Consider the following 18,579-nt stretch of genomic DNA (forward strand, 5'->3'; position numbering starts at 1 on the left):
GATCATGAGTGGCATCCTGCCGGTTGAAAGTCTGGGTATCGAATTGTCCATGCGCTCGAGGGGAGTATTATAAAATGTGACATGCGTCACTTTTGCAATGCTTCCGAGCGCGATCGTAACAGAGCGCTGGGAAGTCAGGGCTGTTCATTTTCCAGCTGAGCGCCGCCACGGCCTGTACATGAGCTAAACTGTAAGGCTTGTCCTGCTGTGGACTGCTGGTCGAGTGGCGTGACGGCCTCGACTTCGCGCCAGCACGCGTCGTTTCACCACGCTGCGTTGCTGGTGCTGTGCAACCTCCCAAGACCTGCCTCTACCTGGGCAGTTGTTCCCGAATTGAAGTGGAAGCGATGACGAAGCAAATGGACTCTCGAGCGGTCAAGGATGATGAAATCGATCTGCGTGAGCTGCTTGGGGCGCTTATTGATCGCAAATGGTGGATCGTTGGAACGACTGCCGCGTTCTTCATTGCTGGCGTTGCCTATGCGCTGCTCGCACGCCCGGTTTACCAGGCCCAGGCGATGGTGCAGGTGGAGTCGAAGATGCCGAGCATCCCCGGGCTGGCTGATCTGGCCTCGCTGGGTGGAAGCGGCAGCACGGCAGCCACTACCGAAGTTGCGCTGCTTACGTCGCGTACTGTCATCGGTGAGGCCGTGGACAAGCTGAATCTGGAAGTTGCAATTGAACCCAAGCGCCTTCCGGTGTTCGGCAACTTCTTCGTCCGCCGCTTCAAGCCCGAGACCGAAGATCAGGTGGCGCCGCCGAAGTTTGGCCTGGCGCGCTATGGCTGGGGTGGCGACGTACTTGGCATACATCGCCTTGAAGTGCCGCTCCCGCTCGTTGACACCACCATGGTGTTGAGAGTGGACGATAGCGGTAAGGACTTCGTGCTGTTTGATGAGGATGGCCACCAGTTGCTGCAGGGTCAGGTTGGCGTGCCCGCCAAGGGCCGCGGAGTCACTCTGGAGGTGGACAAGCTCCGTGCCAACCCGGGGATGCAATTCGAGGTGACCCGTCTCCGCCGCTTGGACGTTGTTGCAGAGCTGCAGGAAGACATCAAGGCAACGGAGCAGGGCAAGGAATCTGGCATCCTGCAGCTGTCCTACGAGAATGCCGATCCGCTGCGTGCCGAAGCCCTCGTCCAGCACGTGGCCGATGCCTACGTTCGGCAGAACGTGGATCGCAGCTCGGCCGAAGCCGCGTCCCAGTTGCAGTTCGTGAAGGATCAGCTGCCGACCATTCGCCGCCAGGTCGAACAGGCTCAGGCCGCCATGAGCGATTACCAGTCGCGCTCGAAGGCCGTTGACATCACCATGCAGACCAAGGGTCTGCTGGAACAGGAAGTGGCCGTCGAAGCCAGCATCCAGCAGCTGCGCCTGAAGCAGGCCGAGATGGATCGTAGCTTCACGCGCGAGCATCCTGCCTACCGTGCACTTCTGCGCCAGATCGGCGATCTGGAAAGCCGCAAGGGCGGTTTCCAGAAGCAGGTCGGTGACCTGCCGGAAACCCAGCAGGAACTGCTGCGACTGACCCGTGACCTGCAGGTCAGCAACGAGCTGTACACCGCGCTGTTGAACCAGGCGCAGCAGCTCGATGTGGCCCGCGCCGGCGCAGTCGGCAATGTGCGTATCGTCGATCCGGCCATCGTTGACATCGCCAACCCGGTTGCACCCCGCAAGGCCCTGATCGTCGCCATCGCCACGCTACTCGGCGGTTTCCTCTCGGTCGCCTTCGTCTTCCTCCAGCGCATGCTCAACCCGGGCATCGAAGACCCGGCGGACATCGAGGCCCTGGGCCTGCCGGTCTACGCCGCGATCCCGCTCAGCGTGTCCAACACCCTGCCCAAGCTGCGCAAGGGCAAGCACGGTACGCGCGTGGTGGCCGACGGTCGCCAGCACCTGCTGGCGGTATCCGCACCAGCCGACCCGACTGTGGAGGCACTGCGCAGCCTGCGTACCAGCCTGCACTTCGCCATGCTGGAAGCGAAGAACAACATCCTGACCATCTCGGGCCCGCGCCCGGGCGTGGGTAAGACCTTCGTGTCCACCAACCTGGCCGCGGTCATCGCGCAGGCAGGCCAGCGCGTGCTGGTCATCGACGCCGACATGCGCAAGGGCACGCTGCACAAGATCCTGGGTGTGTCGCACCAGAAGGGCTTGTCAGATGTGCTGGGTGGCAAGCTCAGCGTCGAAGACGTGATCCATCCGGTGTCCGGCCTGGACAACATGCACTACATGGTGCGTGGTGACATTCCGCCGAATCCCGCCGAACTGCTGATGCACCCGCGTTTTGCGCAGCTGCTGCAGGAAATGTCCGGCAAGTACGACCTGGTGATCGTCGATACGCCGCCGATCCTGGCCGTGACCGACCCGGCGCTGGTCGCCACTCATGCCGGCTCGAGCCTGCTGGTCACCCGTTTCGGCGTGAACCAGGCCAAGGAAATCGAGCTGACGCTGCAGCGCTTCGAACAGAACGGCGTGCAGATCAAGGGTGCGATCTTCAACGCGGTCGAGAAGCGTGCCACGGGCTATTACAGCTACGGCTATTACGAGTACAAGTCCGACGAAAAGGCCTGATCTTTTCGCAGGGCAGGACACCGGGGCCCGATGCGCGCAGGCGCATCGGGCCCTGTCTTTTCCAGACCCGCGCCGCCGACCCTGCGGCGCAGGAGTATCCTATCCCCATGGCTGACACCCCTCTTTCCGCGCCGCATCCGCCGGCGACGCCGCGTTGGCGGCATTACTGGAGTCTGATGCGCGCTGATCGCCCGATCGGTACGCTGCTGCTGCTGTGGCCCACCTGGTGGGCGTTGTGGCTGGCTGCGGGCGGCCTGCCGCCGCTGTGGACGTTGTTCGTGTTCACCGCCGGCGTGTGGCTGACCCGTTCGGCCGGTTGCGTCATCAACGACTACGCCGACCGCTGGCTCGACCCGCATGTGGAGCGTACCAAGGCGCGTCCGCTGGCCACCGGTGCGATCAGTGGCCGTGCCGCGCTGGCGCTGTTTGCGGTGCTGATGCTGGTTGCGTTCGGCCTGGTGCTGACGATGAACGGGCTGACCATCGGCCTGAGCTTCATCGGCGTGTTCCTGGCCGCCAGCTACCCCTACCTGAAGCGCTACACCCATCTGCCGCAGGTCTATCTGGGCATGTCGTTCGGCTGGGGCATCCCGATGGCGTTCGCCGCCGTGCAGGGCGAGGTGCCGATGCTGGGCTGGCTGCTGTATGCCGGCAACATCCTGTGGTCCACCGCCTACGACACCTGGTACGCCATGGTGGACCGCGAGGACGACCTGAAGATGGGTTCGCATTCCACCGCGATCCTGTTCGGCGATCTCGACCTGGTCATCCAGGGCGTGCTGTACGCACTGTTCCTGGCCACGATGGCGCTGGTCGGCGTACGCGGCGGGCTGGGCGGGTACTACCTGGCCGGCGTGGCCGTGGCCACGGTGCTGGTGGTGTACGAGTTCTGGATCTGCCGCAACCGCGAGCGCGGCCCCTGCTTCAAGGCATTCCTGCACAACAACTGGGTGGGTGCCGCGCTGTTTGCCGGCATCGCCGTGGACCTGGCGCTGCGTTGAGACGCGCAGCCGAGCGTGGGCTCGGCTCTACAGGTGGCCCCCCCGAAACCGGATATCCGTAGCGCCCGAGCCCATGCTCGGGCGGCGGCGCACGGCGCCGGGCCTTCCGCCACCTACGACCAATAGGTGGCAGACAGCCCGCACCCCACCGCCCAGAATCGGGCCATCGAACCTGGGAGGGTAGGCGATGGCCTCGACGGCAGCAGTACAGGACGGCTGGATGGCGCGCGCAGCACTGCGCTCGGCCGCCTGGGCGGAAAAGTGGTTCCCCGATGCGTACGTGTTCGCGGTGCTGGGCGTGGTCATCGTCGCGCTGGCGGCGATGGGCTTCGGCTCGACCCCGCAGGCCACCGCCAGCGCCTTCGGCGACGGCTTCTGGAGCCTGATTCCCTTCACCATGCAGATGGCCTTCGTGGTCATCGGCGGCTACGCCGTGGCGACGGCGCCGGTGGTCGCGCGCTTCATCGACTTCCTGGCCCGGGTGCCGCGCACCGGTCGTGGCGCGGTGGTGTACGTGGGCCTGGTCAGCATGCTCGCCTCGCTGCTCAGCTGGGGCTTCTCGCTGGTGTTCGGCGGCCTGCTGGTGCGTGCGCTGGCACGCCGTACCGAGCTGCGCATGGACTACCGCGCGGCCGGTGCTTCGGCCTACCTGGGGCTGGGCGCGGTGTGGGCGATGGGGCTGAGTTCGTCGGCTGCACAGCTGCAGGCCAACCCGGCCAGCATGCCGCCGGGGCTGGTCGAGATCACCGGCGTACTGCCGTTCACCGAAACCATCTTCCTGTGGCAGTCGATCGCGCTGACCTCGGTGCTGATCCTGGTCTCGCTGCTGATCGCCTGGCTGACCGCACCGGCCGCAGGCAGCGCTCGCACCGCCGAAGACTTCCCCGGTGCCGCGCAGGCCGAACCGGAGCCACTGCAGCAGCGCACGCGCCCGGGCGAGTGGCTGGAATACAGCCCGCTGCTGACCGTGCTGCTCTCGCTGCTGGCGTTCGGTTGGCTGTTCAACGAGTTCGCCAACAAGCCGGTGGTCACCGCCATCGCCAACCTCAACACCTACAACTTCCTGTTCATTTCGCTGGGCCTGCTGTTGCACTGGCGCCCGCGCAGCTTCCTCAACGCGGTGGCCAAGGCGGTGCCCAGCACCACCGGCGTGCTGATCCAGTTCCCGCTGTACGGCGGCATCGCGATGATCCTCACCCACGCCGCTGGCGGCGATGGGCAGACGTTGGCGCACCGGCTGTCGAGCCTGTTCGTGCACGTGGCCAGCACCGATACCTTCGCGCTGGTGATGGGTGTCTATTCGGCCGTGCTGGGCTTCTTCGTGCCCTCCGGTGGTGGCAAGTGGATCATCGAGGCGCCGTACGTGATGCAGGCCGCCAACGAACTGAAGGCGCACCTTGGCTGGGCGGTGCAGGTCTACAACGCCGCCGAAGCGCTGCCGAACCTGATCAATCCGTTCTGGATGCTGCCGCTGCTGGGAGTGCTGGGGCTGAAGGCTCGCGACATCGTCGGCTTCACCTTCATCCAGCTGCTGGTGCACATTCCGCTGGTGCTGGGCCTGTTGTGGCTGCTGGGGATGACCCTGGCGTACGTGCCGCCGGTGATGCCCTGAATGCAGCGTTGGCTTCCCTGCGTGAGCCGGGAAGCCAGCCTCGTTCAGCGCGTGTTTCCGGCTGCGAGCGCCATGAATGCGTGCAACGCCGATGACGGCATGAGCACATGCCGAACCCGCATGAATCCTTCAGCCGCTTGTGCCACAAGGGCTTCTGCGCGTTCATTCACAGGCGTACACACAGATGTAGCCGCCCACCCACGCGTGATTAACCATTCGCTGCAGACGATGGCCACGTCCACCGCATTCCGCGAGTGGCTTTGGAGATCGGACATGGCACAGCAGAACCAGAACCCGAACCAGAAGCAGCAGGGCCAGCAGAGCCAGCAGGATCAGCAGCAGGGCCGTGGCCGCGACCAGCAGCAGCAACAGCAGCAGGAACAGCAGAAGCGCAACCAGAACCAGCAGCAGGGCGGCCACGACGAAGAAGAATGATCGCGTTGCGCGTGCAACGTGATCGGCGAAGCCCCGTCCCGTGCGGGGCTTTGCTTATTCCAGCACGCCGATACGCTGCAGCACCGGCGCCGCCGACATGTCGTTCGGATTGGTGCCCGGCTGATCCTGCGGCACGTCCATGCCCATGCTGCGGTAAAGATCGACCCAGTGCTGGGCGATCTGCCCGGTCTGCGGGTTGCGGAAGTTCATCGGCTGCAATGCGAACACGCGGTGCGCACGGAACGCACGCTCGATGAAGTCCGAACAGTAATAGCTGTCCTCGTTCAACACATACGACGTGTTGTAGGGCTTGCCCAGCATCGTGCGCGCGGTGGCGACCGCATCCTTGATGGCCGCCTGCTGCGGCGCGCGCAGGCGATAGACCACGATCTGCCGCTGCTTGGCGTGGGCGTCCTGCTGGAACTCGGTCAGCGATTGCCGGCGTGATCCCTTCTCGTCGGCGTGCAGCACCTCCCAGCCCTTCGGCGCCGAGGCGACCAGGGCGACGTGATCGAAGCTGGGTGCGCCCTGCGTGCCGGTGGCATCGTCGATGGCCGCGCTCAGGCCGCTGCGGCCGGCGGTGACGAACAGCAGGTCGCCTTCGTGGACATCGACGGCCAACGCCACGGCCGGCCACAGGGCGGGCAGCAGCAGGCCGATCAGGAGCAGGAGGCGATGCATGAGGACTCTCGGACAGGCGGAATGCCGGAATTGTAGGGTGCGCGGTAGCATGGAGCGACCGGACCGGATTCAGGATGAGCCCATGCGTCGATACCCTTCTCCTGCACTGCTGGTGCTTGCCTGCGGCGCGGTGCTGGTTGCCTGCACGCCGGCGCCGCAGCCACCACAGACAGCGGCCGAAGCCGTGACTGCCGCAGCGGCGCCGGCGACCAGCGCCACCGAGCCCACACCTGTGGCTGCAGCCAGTGAATGCCCCTACCCGGAATTCGATACGTTCCTGAAGCATTTCGGCAACGAGATCACGCTGCAGGAAAAGACCACTGCCGATCCGCTGCTGGACAGCTACATCGATGCGGAGGCCGAGCCGGAACCGCGCAAGGTGGAAAGCCGGTTGGCGCTGGCCGATGTCGAGTGGCCGGTGATGCCCGATCCAGCCGCGTTGGCCGGGCAGGGCCGCGAAATGCAGGTCAGCCCCCTGGCAGATGGACAGCGGCAGGTGCAGATCCGCATACCGGACAGCAGCGACCAGCAGACCTATACCTTTGCGCAGACGCCGTGCTGGACGCTGGTCAAGCGTGAGGACGAGTCGATCTGAAGCCTGATCCGGCACAGGCGCGGCGGGCCAGTGGCTGCTAGGCTCGATCCCTGGTCCAGGCAGGGAGACGCCGATGCAGGCTTTCAGGAAGCGAACCACCACCGCCGCCGTCGCCGCCATATTGGCGATAGCCCCCTTCAGCGGCGCCCAGGCACAGTCGGTGCATGCCGATGACCGCGCCTACTTCGCCAATGCCACCGCCGAGCAGGCCGCGCGTGACGCGCTGGGCAAGCGCGTCGAGGCCCTGCAGCAGGTTTCCACCCTTGCACCGGCGGAACGCTTCCGGCAGGCCGAGGCCCTGGAAGCGCAGTGCTTGCGTCATCTCGCCTACCTGCACCTCCAGTCCGCCCGCAACGCACGCGATCTTCGCCCGGCACAGGCGATGGAGCAGGCAGCGGGGCTGTGCAGCCGCATCGCCCGCAGTGGTCGCGCCGCACTGCGCGAGGCACCCGCAGATGCAGCGTGGGCAGCACCGTATGGCTTCCTGCGCGCACGCGCGCTGAAGGAAGCTGCCACCCCGGCCAACGCCGCGCTGGATGAGGCCGTGGAGGCACTGGCCGATCCGGCGCTGGACAGCTTCGCGCGCCTGCGCGGGCAGATCCTGCGCAGCGCCGAGTACCCGCAGATCGAGCACGGCGGCCGGCACTGGGACACGGGGCGCGACAAGCAGGCGCTGGCCCAGCAGCCCGACCGTGCCCTGCGCGAGGCAGGCTGGAAGGGTTACTGGCAGGGGCTGCACTCGCGCCGTGAGCCGATGGCTTCGGTGCTGCTGGGGCTGGTGCAGGTGAATGACGCGGCCGCACGCCTGCAGGGCGATGGCTCGGCGCCGGCACACGGCTACCAGCGCATGGGTCTGGATACCGCCGTAGTGAATGCAACGCTGGTGGCGATCGAGCAGCACGCGGGGGACCGCCGCGCCTACCAGGAGATGCTGCTACGCCACGCTGCGCGATCGGGCATCGACGCGCCGCAGATCTGGGATACCACCGTGCCCGATGCCGGCTACACGCCACCAGTGCTGACGCTGGCGCAGCTGCGCGACAACGCCGCCGATGCCATGCAGCATCTGGGGCCAGCGTACGTCGCCGAACTGCGCGCGCTGCTCGATCCAGCCAACCAGCGTATGGATCTGGCCACCGAACGCGGTGACCGCAGCCAGGACGCGTTCCCGGTGAGCGCTCCCGGTGTGCCGGCAATGCTGTTCGTTGGCCTGCGCCGTGGCGATCTGGAAAGCGATGTCGAAATCGCGCATGAAGCGGGTCATGCCGTGCATGGCGAGTGGATGCAGCGCGGCCATGCGTCGCCGCTGCAGCGCAATGGCAGCCAGTGGCTGACCGAGGCGTTCGCGATCTACAACGAGCTGCGCTTCCGCGACCAGCTGTACCAGCAGGCACAGGACCCGCGTGCAAAGTCCTATTACCTGAAGTCGCTGCTGGACGACATGGTGCTGCAGCTGTTCACCTCTTCCGAGGAAGCGCAGCTGGAGCAGTCGATCTACCAGGGCGTTGCCGCCGGTACGCTGGGCACCGCCGATGATCTGGACGCGCTGACCGGGCAGGTGCTGGCGCGCTTCGGCCAGCAACCGGAGCGCTACCCGCAGCTGCGCAACACCTGGATCGGCAAGCGCCTGATGTATGAAGACCCGAACTATCTGGTGAACTACCTGTATGCGGGGCTGCTGGCCGTGCAGCTGTATGTGCAGGACCAGCGCGACCCCGACGGGTTCCGTGAGCGTTATCTTGCCGTGCTTGGCGAAGGCTTCGACCGCGCGCCGGACGAGCAGGTGGCGCAGCTGCTGGGGCACGCTCCCGATTGGCCGGCGCTGGTTGATGCCGATCTGCAGGTGTTCAATCAGACGGTCGCGCAGTTGCAGGCGCTGCATGCGCGGATCGAGGCAGGGCAGGGTACGTGAGCATGCTGCGCGCAGGACAGCGGACTGCAGCCATGAGGTGGCTGTTGTTGCTGCTGTGCCTGCTGCCGATGGCGGCGCTGGCGGCAATCCCGGTCCCGGCGCTGGACGATCCCGTGGTGGACACTGCCAACGCGCTGTCCGCCGAAACCCGCGCCACCCTGCGCAGGCAGGCGATGCAGCTGCAGGTGCAGAAAGGTGCGCAGCTGCAGGTGCTGGTGGTACCCAGCGTGGGCAACGAGGGCATCGAGGCCTACGCCCAGCGGGTGTTTGATCAATGGCAGCTGGGCCGCGCCGGTATCGACGACGGTGTGCTGTTGCTGGTGGCGGTGCAGGATCGCCGCGTGCGCATCCAGACCGGCTATGGCCTGGAAGGTGCGCTACCGGACGCGTACGCCGCTCGCATCATCGACAACGCGATCGTGCCGCGCTTCCGTGAGGGTGATTTCGACCAGGGCGTGCTTGATGGCACGACGATCATGGTGGCGCTGATCGAAGGCGAGGACCTGCCTGCATGGGAAGCGCCGTCGGCCAACAATGTGCTGCCTGCGGACTGGCGCCGCGCAGACTCGGTGGTGGCATTGACCCTGCTGGCCGGCTTCCTGGCCGGGCTGTGGCGCTCGCCGCCGCCCCTCCCGCCAGCGAAGACCGAGGACGATTTCAGCGGCAGCCGTCGGGAGCGGCGGCGCAAGGCACTGGCCGCCAATGCGTCGGCACCGAGGCCGAGCTGGCCGACCTTGCCGGCCTGGGGGCGTCCGATGCTGCTGACAGCGGTGGTTGCCGCAGGCGCGCTGTCCGTGGCGTTGCTGCTGCCACGCCACCTGCTGGCGGGCCTGTGCTTCGTGATGGCGCTGGGCGTGCCGGTGGCGGCCCTGCTCGGCTGGTGCTGGCGTCGCAGCCGCGGGGTGCGCATCGTCCTGTGCGGCATGCTGGTACTCAGCATGGTCTTGCTGGTACAGGCGCTGCTTCGTGGCCAGCTGCCACCGAGCCTGGCCCGGCACCTGCTGCTGCAGGCCGCCGCGGGTGTTGTCACCCTGATGGTGTTCCTGCTGGTGCAGGCCTGTCGCGCACGCTGGAAGAAGAACCGCAGCAGCTTCGTCGTGCGCATGACCGTGCTGTTGCTGTTGACCCTCGGTTATGTCGGGGGAGCGTTGCTGGCGATCCATCGTGCCGAAGGTGACGATCTACGGCTGCTGGCGATGATCGTGTCAGGTGTGTGTGGCGTGCTGCTGTACTTCGTAGGGTTGTTCACCATGTTGCCGGGCGAGCGCGCACGTGGCCGGGTTTCGTCACGCCGCGAACGCAGCGCGTCCAGTTCGTCATCCAGCAGTTCGTCGTCGAGCAGCTCCAGCAGCTGGTCCGGAGGCGGTGGCCGCAGCGGCGGAGGCGGCGCGTCCGGCAGCTGGTAGCTCAGATCGCCTGTACCCGCCAGCCGAGTGCAGCGTCCTCCACAACGCCCGGGCCGGCCACGTCGCCAACCTGCAGCAACAGGCCCTGTGCATTGGGCAGGTCCTTCTGCTCGGGGAACCAGCGCCGGTCCGCAGCGACCACGATCAGCAGGCCCTCGTCGTCGCCCATCGGCGCGAACTGCGGCGAAGGCGGGCTGATCGGTTGCAGGCCGAACCGCAGGCTGGACTGCTCGCGTACCGCGTCGACATCGTGACTGGGCAGGCCGACTTCGCTCAGGCAGGTCAGTTCGCTGCCGTGGAAGGCACCCTGATGCGTACTGGCCGACAAGCGACGGCGACCGATCAGTTCCAGGATCAAGCCATCGGGGCCGGTGAAGTACACCGACTGCGACTGCCAGCTGCTCTCCAGCGCGAAGTAGTCCAGTCCCGCCGGATTGCGCTGCAGTGGCGTGCGTTCGCGCAACCAGGTCATCGCCTCGCCGAAGCGGTTGTCCGGCACGTTGAACGCCAGGTGCACACCACCGAGCGGGCGTCCTTCAGCGGGCTGCAGTTCGATCGTGCTCCAGCCGATGTGCACATGGTTGCCGACCACGCGCTGCTGCAGCACATCGTGGAAGTAGCTGGCCACGGCACCCACGTCAGATACCGGCAGAGTGAGGTGCAGCAGGCGCATGATCGGTTCTCCGTGGACGCGTCCACTGTAGCGCCAGGCCATGCCCGGCGGCCACTAGCGCAGTGAATGGTCAAAGAACCGTATCGCTGCATCCACTGCCTGCGCGTGGGTCTGTGCCTTTGGCACCGACGTAGTGCACAGGTCCTGCAGCCGCTGCTGCCCGGTCGCGGTGCACGCGGCCAGGAAATCATAGTGGCCCACATCGGCCAAGCGCTGCAGTTCCGCGCCCGGAATCAGGACCCCGGCGGCCGCGCCATTGGTCTGTGGCGGCGCAACCGTGTCAGCCTCACCCAGCACGATCGACACGGGCAGCCGCAACGAGGACAGCTGCTCGGGCGCGAAGGCCTGGATGATCGCCGGAGCCAGCAGGAATGCCGCCCGCACGCCGGGAATCGCGCGCGCGTCGTTGGCCTGGGAGATCCATGGCGCCAGTGCTGGAGAGGCCGCAGCGGCAACGCGCGCTTCCATTGAGTGCGTTGCGGCCTCCTGTTGAGGCCGGCAGACGCCGTCATCCGGATGTGCGGTGCAGAAGGCCAGCAGTCGCTGCAGGTCCGGTCGTGCACCGGCTGCCAGCAGCGCCGTGTAGCCACCGGCCGAGAACCCGGCAACCCCCAGGCGTTCAGGATCGACGTGCGGGCCCAGCACTGGATCGGCCCGCACGGCCGCCAGGGCGGCGCGCAGGTCATCCGCACGCAACCAGCTCAGGATGCTGCCGGGCAGGGTCATCGTGTCAATGCCGTTGTTGCCAGGATGATCGACCGCGATCACCAGATACCCGGCCCGCGCCAGTGCGGTGCCCAGCCAGCCCATCATGCGCGCACTGCCGCCGTTGCCATGCGAGAGCAGCAGCGTTGGCAGGCGATCACCTGCGATGGGAGCCTCCATCGCGGCACGTCCGACGTCGAACAGCGGCGCGTCGGGCGGGCCGATGGTCAGGGCGGTTTCCCGGCTGCCGGCCAGCGCTGGGTACCAGACCGTGTAGCGCAGCGCGTCGTGGTGCTGCGCATCGCGTACAGCCGCGCCGGCCACCGTGGTGGCGCCGTGGCGCTCGCCGGCTGCCTGCGTCTCGCTGGCATCGGCCACGGCAGTGGAGACCATGAGGATCATTCCCAGCACAGCAACCGTCATGCGCATCTTCAGTTCCTTGTCAGTTGGGACGTTCGTCGACTGGCAGCCAGATCTCCACGCCGCCGTTGCCGGTGTGCTCATCGAATCGGGCGTCGTAGCATTCCAGATCCGGTGCATCGGCAAGGCTGAGGTTGGACGCAGGAAGATAATGATCCAGCAGCCAGAACCAGGTCGAGCGGATGGTCGAGATGTGCGCGCCGTGCCAGGCCACCAGATAGCGACGCGGCGGAATGTGCACACTTTGCCAGTGTGCAGGCACGCTCGGCACCACGCTTGCCGGCAGTGCGGCGATGTAATCGAAGCCGCCATCGTTGTCGCTGTTGCAGCACACACCGAAGCTGATCGGCGCGGGCGTCGGCCATTCGCGGTTGAGCTGCGCCCATTGGCCGGGAATCGCGCCGCCACTGTCGCGGGTATGCCGCATGCCGATGCCCACCACCTGGAAAGCGGGCGTGTCGAGCAGCCGCGGCGCTTCACCGCAGGGCGCCGGCGCATCATCCACGCGGATCGCCTGTACCAGCGCCAGCCCATCGGTGCCCTGTTCGCGTACGCGCTCCGGCGTCTGCCCGAACTGTTCACTGAAGGCGCGGGTGAACGCGGCATGGGTGGTATAGCCGGCCCCCAGCGCGACCTGCAGGATGTCGCCCGCACCGTTGGCCAATCGTTGCGCGGCGGCGGTCAGGCGCCGTCCCCGCAGGTAGCGCACCACCGAGGTACCGGTGCGGGCCTGGAACAGGCGTGAAAGATGGAAGGGTGACAGTCCCGCCGCAGCGGCGATATCGGCCAGTGCCAATGGCCGGTCCGCATGGGTTTCGATGTACCACAACGCCTTGCCCGCCGCGCTCATCTGCCTTTCCCCGAATCCAATGCCGGCACAGTAGCGGATCGGCAGGCGCGGCGCTTAGCAGTTCTTGCGCCTGTGCGGCATCAAGCTGTCGTACTGACGTCATGCCTCCTTCACACATCGGGCCGAGACTGCGCGCCTTGTCCAGGCCTGTTGTGTCCGCACAGGTGCTGGCCCTGTCGCGTCCTCCCGGAGTCCTGCTGTGCATCGTTCGAAGCTCTCGCGCTCCATCCTCCTTGCCCTTTCCATGGCCAGCGCAGGAGGCGCGATCGCAGCGGAGGCCGATGCGATCGACGCCGCAGGCGGTAGCCGTGCCGTGCCCACCCAGCTCGATGCGATGCTGGTCACCGGTACCCGAGCCTCCAACCGCACCCAGTTTGAAACCCTGGCGCCGGTGGACGTGTTCACCAAGCAGGACATCCAGTCGGTCGACTCCACCGACCTGAAGGACGTGCTGGCGCAGCTGGTGCCGTCGTTCGTGGTGCAGCGCCTGCCGATGGCCGATGGCCAGGTGTTCGTGCGCCCGGCCACGCTGCGTGGCCTGTCGCCGGACCAGACCCTGGTGCTGGTCAACGGTCGTCGCTTCCACCGCAGCGCGCTGCTCGGCAACCGTGGCGCGCAGGCCGCCGACCTGGCGCAGATTCCGACCAGTGCAATCAAGCGCATCGAGGTACTGCGTGATGGTGCGTCTGCGCAGTACGGCTCGGACGCCATCGCCGGTGTCATCAACATCATCCTCGAGGATGGTCCGGGCACCGAGATCAGCGCAGGCTATTCGCAGTACGCGCAGGGCGACGGTGCCTCGCGCGATTTCAGTGCGCGCACCGGCTGGTCGCTGGGCGACTATGGCAGCCTGGTGCTGTTCGCCGAATCGTCCAACTCCGATGCCACCTCGCGCACCCGCCAGCGCCCCGATGCCATCGCCTTCCAGGCGGCCCATCCGGAGCTGGAGGTACCCAACCCGGTGCAGCGCTGGGGCCAACCGGAACTGGAGAGCCGCCGCGTCGGCTTCAACGTCAAGGCCAACGCCAGCGAGACGCTGGAGCTGTATGCGTTCGGCCTTTACAGCCACAGCGATGGCGTCAGCGATTTCAACTGGCGCAACCCGGACACCACCACCGGCGCTTACCGCACCACCGCCATTTTCCCGGGCTGGAACCTGCGTTCGCTGTACCCGGTGGGCTTCAGCCCGCAGTACGGCAACGTCCAGAACGATCTGCAGCTGGTCGGCGGCCTGCGCGGTGAGATCACGCCCAAGCTGCGCTGGGATGTCAGCGCCTCGTACGGCCGCAATGCCATCGACTACAGCCTGAAGAACTCGATCAATGCTTCGCTGGGTCCGGCCAGCCCGACCGCGTTCGAGCTCGGCCGCCTGACCCAGAGCGAGAAGAACGCCAACGCCGACTTCAACTACGAGTGGGACGTGGGCGCGCTGTCCAAGCCGATCAACGTCGCCTTCGGTGGCGAGTTCCGCCAGGAGACCTACCAGGTGCGCGCTGGTGATCCGGCCTCGTACGCGGTGGGCCCGGGCGCGGCCGCAGGCCTGGAGGCCAACTCCAATGGCGCACCGGGCTTCTCGGCCAGCCAGGCTGGGCAGTGGAGCCAGCGCAGCAAGGCGGCCTACGTGGATATGGAAGTGCCGCTGGGCGAGCGCTGGAGCATCGGTGCGGCCAGCCGCTACGAGGATTTCTCCAGCTTCGGCAGCACGCTGGACGGCAAGCTGTCGGCGCGCTTCGCGATCACGCCGGACGTAGCCCTGCGCGGTACCGTGTCCACCGGCTTCCGTGCACCGACGCCGGCGCAGCTCAACACCACCAGTACCACCCAGGGCCTGGACACGCGCACCCTGCAGATCTTCACCAGTGGCCGCCTGTCGCCGAACGATCCACTGGCGCAGCTGCTCGGTGCCAGGCCGCTGAAGCCCGAAGAATCGCGCACCGCCTCGCTCGGCCTGACCTGGCGCACCGACCTGGGCCTGTCCGGTTCGGTGGATGTCTACCAGATCAGGCTCACCGACCGCTTCAGCCAGTCGGCCAGTTTCGCCATTCCGGCCGGTACGCCCAATCCGCTGGGCTATACCTCGGTGAACTATTTCACCAACGACTTCGATACCACCACCACCGGCGTGGACGTGGTCGGCAACTACCTGCGCGACCTCGGCGCGGGCCGCATGACGCTGACCCTGGCCTACAACTACAACCGCACCCGCGTGGACAACGGCAGCACCTCGGTGGCAACCAATGAGACCCAGCGCGTGCTGTTCGAAGACCGCCTGCCCGAGCACAAGGGCAGCCTGACCGGCAGCTGGGACATCGGCGCCTGGTCGCTGATGGCACGCATGCGCTACTACGGCGCCTGGACCGATTCCAGCGGCAATGCAGTGGGCGATATCTACCAGCGCTTCGGCGCGATGAGCTTCCTCGACCTGGCTGTTGGCTATCGCATCAACGAACATCACAGGCTGCGCGTGGGTGCCGACAACGTGTTCGACCGCTACCCGGATGAGGCCACGTTCCAGGCCAGCCGCGGCCTGGTCTACTCGCGCAACGCGCCGTACGACACCGACGGTGCCAATCTGTACGCGCAGTACCGGCTGAGCTTCTGATGGACCCGGCCCGCCGTTCCCTGCTGCGTGCAGGTACCTTGCTGCCGGCTGCAGCTGCACTGTCTTCACTGCCCGCCACGGCTGCCGCGCGTTACGCTGCACCCATGCAGATTCCCGCAACGACCGTGGCGCCGGACGTGCTGGCCCGCGATGAAGACTACTGGACCGCCGTGGCCAGCCACTTCGACATCACCGACGAAGTGAACCATCTGGAGAACGGCTACTGGGGCGCGATGGGGCTTGAGACGCTGGCCAGTTGCCAGCGCCACACCGCTGAAGTGAACCGTGGCAACGCCTGGTACGGCCGCCGTGAATTCCCGGCGCAGTACCTGGCAGTACAGCGGCAGGTGGCCGAGCTGCTGGGTGTGGGTGCGGATGAGATCGCACTGACTCGGGGCGCCACCGAGGCGATGCTGGCGTTGATTGGCGGCTACAACCGCCTGCAGCCCGGCGACCAGGTGCTGTATGCCGACATCGACTACGACAGCATGATCGGCGCGATGCGCTGGCTGCAGCAGCGCCGTGGCGTGCGAGTCGAGCGCATCGGGCTGCCGGCGGTGCCCGACCACGCGCAGATCCTGCAGGCCTACGAGGCCGCGTTCGCGCGGCTGCCACGCCTGAAGCTGGTGCTGCTGACCCAGGTCAGCCATCGCCACGGGCTGGTGCTGCCGGTGGCCGAGATTGCCGAGCGTGCGCGCGCACGCGGTATCGATGTGATCGTAGATGCTGCGCATGGGTTTGGCCAGATCGACTACGCGGTGCCACAGCTGAAGGCCGATTTCGTTGGCATCAACCTGCACAAATGGATCGGTGCGCCGGTCGGCGTCGGCGCGATGTACGTGCGCAGGGGCCGCGTTGCGGACCTCGACCCGTACATGGGCGAGACCGACGACGGCCGCGTGGGCAGCCGCGTACACACCGGCACGGTCAACTTCGCCGCCTACCTGGCACTGCCGGAAGCGATCGCGCTGCACCAGCGCATCGGCGTGGCCAACAAGCAGGCGCGCCTGCGCTACCTGCGCGAGCGCTGGACGCTGCCGGCACGGCAGATGGCGCATATCGAAGTGCTGTCTTCGCCGGATCCGGCGCTGGCCAGCGCCTTGGCCAGCTTCCGTCTGCGTGGGCGCACCAGCGTGGCAGACAACATGGCGCTGCAGAAGCGCCTGCTGGACGAGCATCGCGTGTTCACCACCCATCGCGACGGGTTGGACTCCGGCGCCTGCGTGCGGGTGACGCCGTCGGTGTTCACCCGGCCGCAGCAGATGGATGCGCTGGTGCAGGCGCTCTCCGCCCTGGCCTGACCCTGCTTTGGTAGGTGCCAACCTTGGTTGGCACATTTCGAGCGTGGCGGGAAATCTTCCGCCGGGCAGGGCCCGGCGCTACCGCTCTTCTCCAGCCTGGTGGGTGCCGACCGTTGGTCGGCACATCACCCTGCTTTGGTGGGTGCCAACCTTGGTTGGCACATTCCAACCGTGCCGGGGAATCTTGCGCCGGCCAGCGGCCGGCACTCGGTCTGGTGGGTGCCGACCGTGGGTCGGCACATCCTGTCCACGCATGGCGTGGATCTACGATTCGCCGGGCATGGCCCGGCGCTACCGCTCGATCGCCGGCAACGCATCCGACAACAACAACCGGTCAATCCGCCGCAGCGCACTTTCCAGCTGCCGTCGGTCCGCGGCCAGCCCCAGCGACAGCCGCACGCCGCACTGGTGCGAGACCCCCGGCGGGCAGAACGCCGATGACGGCGCAATCGCCAGCCCCTGCAGATGTGCGGTACGCACCAGCGTGGCGTCGGTCCACGGCGCCGGTATCCGGCACCACGCATGCAGGCCTTCCGCGCGCTGCAGCAGCGACGGTGCCAGCAGGTAGCGCGCCATGCGCGTGCGCTCGCGTGCCTCGGTGCGCACCTGGGCCAGCAGCGACTGGGCCGAACCATCCAGCAGCAGTTGGCTGGCCAACGCCGAGACCAGCGGATGCCCCATCAGTCGCGTCGCCCGCAACGCCGCCGTCATCGCCTCGGCATGCGCCGCGCTCGGGCAGCGCACGAACGCGGTGCGCAGGCCTGGGCTGATCACCTTGGACAGCGTCGCCACGTAGAACACATGACGCGGTGCCAGTGCCGCCAGCGGTGTAGGTGCATCTTCGGCAAGGTGCCAGTACGGATCATCCTCGATCGCCAGCAGGCCTTCGCTCTCCAGTACACGCGTCAGCGCCTCGCGCCGCTGCAGCGGCAGGGTCAGCGCGGTCGGGTTCTGGCAGGTGGGATTGAGATAGACCAGGCGCGCGCCGCTTTCGCGTGCCTGCCGCAGCAGCGCTTCAGGACACATGCCGTGTTCGTCGCCGTCCACCGGCAGCAGCCGCCGGCCCAGTGCGGCGGCGGCCTGCAGCAGGCCCGGGTAGACCAGCGCATCGCAGAGGATCGTATCGCCATCGCGGCCCTGGCTGACCAGGATCGCGGCCAGCGCCACCTGTGCGCCTTCGGTCAGCAGCAGGCAGTTGTCAGCCACGACGCCCAGCATCGGCTGCAGCCAGCGCGCCGCGGCATGGCGATCAGTGGGGTTGCCGCCCCCCAGGTGATAGGTCATCAGGTTCGGTGCGTTGCTGCGCGCAAGCACGGCGGCGGCGCCGCGACGCAGCGTCTCCGCCAGCGCGTCGGCATCAGGCACCGGCGGCACGTTCATGCTCAGGTCCACCACCTGGTCGAAGCCGGCCTTGGGCGGTGCGATGAAACTGCCTTGTGGTCCGCGCGCTTCGATCAGGCCACGCTTGCGTGCTTCATCGAAGGCGCGGGTGACCGTGGTCAGGTCGATGCCCAGCTGCTGCGCCAACGCGCGCTGCGAGGGCAGGCGCTGTCCCGGTGCCAGACCACCACGGCGCACCGTGCGTTCCAGCGAATTGACGATGCGCAGGTAGATCGGACCGCTGTGCGCGAGCACGTCCTGCACCCACTCGCGCGCTGCGACATCCGGTCGCGGCATGTACGGAGCATGTCGGGGCGTATCGTTGCTTCCAACGGCGGGAGCCTGTCCATAACCATCGGTCGGTTCGGACAGGTGACCGCCGTTGTTGTTTGCGGCGGCCACGTCGGCCAGCGTCAGTGATGTCATTGCGCGT

Annotated in this window: 14 protein-coding genes; 9 read left to right on the forward strand and 5 right to left on the reverse strand. The window is 66.9% G+C overall.

Annotated elements, in window-relative coordinates; translation table 11 throughout:
- Window positions 1-347 precede the first annotated feature (347 nt).
- From AC5P8D_RS11885 to AC5P8D_RS11900, 4 genes are all read left to right on the forward strand, one after another.
- Window positions 348-2,573 (forward strand): polysaccharide biosynthesis tyrosine autokinase, encoded by a 2,226-nt coding sequence (locus AC5P8D_RS11885; RefSeq protein ID WP_495203350.1) that lies wholly within the window; start codon window positions 348-350, stop codon window positions 2,571-2,573.
- Window positions 2,574-2,680: 107 nt separating this feature from the next.
- The gene (gene ubiA / locus AC5P8D_RS11890) at window positions 2,681-3,574 is read left to right on the forward strand and encodes a 4-hydroxybenzoate octaprenyltransferase (RefSeq protein WP_495203351.1); all 894 of its coding nucleotides are present in this window, start codon (window positions 2,681-2,683) and stop codon (window positions 3,572-3,574) included.
- A gap of 187 nt (window positions 3,575-3,761) precedes the next feature.
- On the forward strand, window positions 3,762-5,186 hold the full coding sequence (locus AC5P8D_RS11895) for a short-chain fatty acid transporter (RefSeq protein WP_171954912.1): 1,425 nt from the start codon (window positions 3,762-3,764) through the stop codon (window positions 5,184-5,186).
- A 273-nt stretch (window positions 5,187-5,459) separates the two neighbouring features.
- The gene (locus tag AC5P8D_RS11900) at window positions 5,460-5,621 is read left to right on the forward strand and encodes a hypothetical protein (protein ID WP_238379178.1); all 162 of its coding nucleotides are present in this window, start codon (window positions 5,460-5,462) and stop codon (window positions 5,619-5,621) included.
- A 54-nt stretch (window positions 5,622-5,675) separates the two neighbouring features.
- Here the strand turns inward: AC5P8D_RS11900 and AC5P8D_RS11905 are convergent, their stop codons facing one another.
- Complete coding sequence (locus AC5P8D_RS11905; RefSeq protein ID WP_197576647.1) at window positions 5,676-6,302, reverse strand: YiiX/YebB-like N1pC/P60 family cysteine hydrolase; 627 nt, start codon at window positions 6,300-6,302, stop codon at window positions 5,676-5,678.
- 82 nt (window positions 6,303-6,384) lie between these two features.
- Here AC5P8D_RS11905 and AC5P8D_RS11910 point away from each other — a divergent pair, with 82 nt between their 5' ends.
- The 3 genes from AC5P8D_RS11910 (at window position 6,385) to AC5P8D_RS11920 (ending at window position 10,215) form a co-directional block, all read left to right on the forward strand.
- Entirely contained in the window at window positions 6,385-6,897 is a 513-nt protein-coding gene (locus tag AC5P8D_RS11910; RefSeq protein WP_100446977.1) for a hypothetical protein, read from the forward strand.
- A gap of 73 nt (window positions 6,898-6,970) precedes the next feature.
- The gene (locus AC5P8D_RS11915; protein ID WP_423158960.1) at window positions 6,971-8,809 is read left to right on the forward strand and encodes a M3 family metallopeptidase; all 1,839 of its coding nucleotides are present in this window, start codon (window positions 6,971-6,973) and stop codon (window positions 8,807-8,809) included.
- 2 nt (window positions 8,810-8,811) lie between these two features.
- The gene (locus AC5P8D_RS11920) at window positions 8,812-10,215 is read left to right on the forward strand and encodes a TPM domain-containing protein (protein WP_423158958.1); all 1,404 of its coding nucleotides are present in this window, start codon (window positions 8,812-8,814) and stop codon (window positions 10,213-10,215) included.
- Window position 10,216: 1 nt separating this feature from the next.
- Here AC5P8D_RS11920 and AC5P8D_RS11925 read toward each other — a convergent pair whose 3' ends face one another.
- Genes AC5P8D_RS11925 through AC5P8D_RS11935 form a run of 3 tightly spaced genes read right to left on the reverse strand, consistent with a single transcriptional unit; the run spans window position 10,217 to window position 12,863 of the window.
- Entirely contained in the window at window positions 10,217-10,888 is a 672-nt protein-coding gene (locus AC5P8D_RS11925; RefSeq protein WP_197597570.1) for a VOC family protein, read from the reverse strand.
- Window positions 10,889-10,942: 54 nt separating this feature from the next.
- The gene (locus AC5P8D_RS11930) at window positions 10,943-12,022 is read right to left on the reverse strand and encodes an alpha/beta hydrolase family protein (RefSeq protein ID WP_197576648.1); all 1,080 of its coding nucleotides are present in this window, start codon (window positions 12,020-12,022) and stop codon (window positions 10,943-10,945) included.
- A gap of 13 nt (window positions 12,023-12,035) precedes the next feature.
- Complete coding sequence (locus AC5P8D_RS11935) at window positions 12,036-12,863, reverse strand: AraC family transcriptional regulator (RefSeq protein ID WP_010482125.1); 828 nt, start codon at window positions 12,861-12,863, stop codon at window positions 12,036-12,038.
- Between the two features lie 199 nt (window positions 12,864-13,062).
- Between AC5P8D_RS11935 and AC5P8D_RS11940 the strand changes: the two genes are divergently transcribed.
- Window positions 13,063-15,465: a TonB-dependent receptor plug domain-containing protein gene (locus AC5P8D_RS11940; protein WP_495203352.1), complete on the forward strand. Its 2,403-nt coding sequence runs from the start codon at window positions 13,063-13,065 to the stop codon at window positions 15,463-15,465.
- Window positions 15,465-16,766 (forward strand): aminotransferase class V-fold PLP-dependent enzyme, encoded by a 1,302-nt coding sequence (locus AC5P8D_RS11945; protein ID WP_126560874.1) that lies wholly within the window; start codon window positions 15,465-15,467, stop codon window positions 16,764-16,766. The genes AC5P8D_RS11940 and AC5P8D_RS11945 overlap by 1 nt, the downstream gene beginning before the upstream one ends.
- Before the next feature lie 291 nt (window positions 16,767-17,057).
- On the opposite strand, the gene AC5P8D_RS11950 is transcribed toward AC5P8D_RS11945, so the two are convergent.
- Complete coding sequence (locus AC5P8D_RS11950) at window positions 17,058-18,572, reverse strand: aminotransferase-like domain-containing protein (RefSeq protein ID WP_495203353.1); 1,515 nt, start codon at window positions 18,570-18,572, stop codon at window positions 17,058-17,060.
- Window positions 18,573-18,579: the final 7 nt, after the last annotated feature.

The organism is Stenotrophomonas sp. YJH_SMC_101-4, from assembly GCF_059370395.1.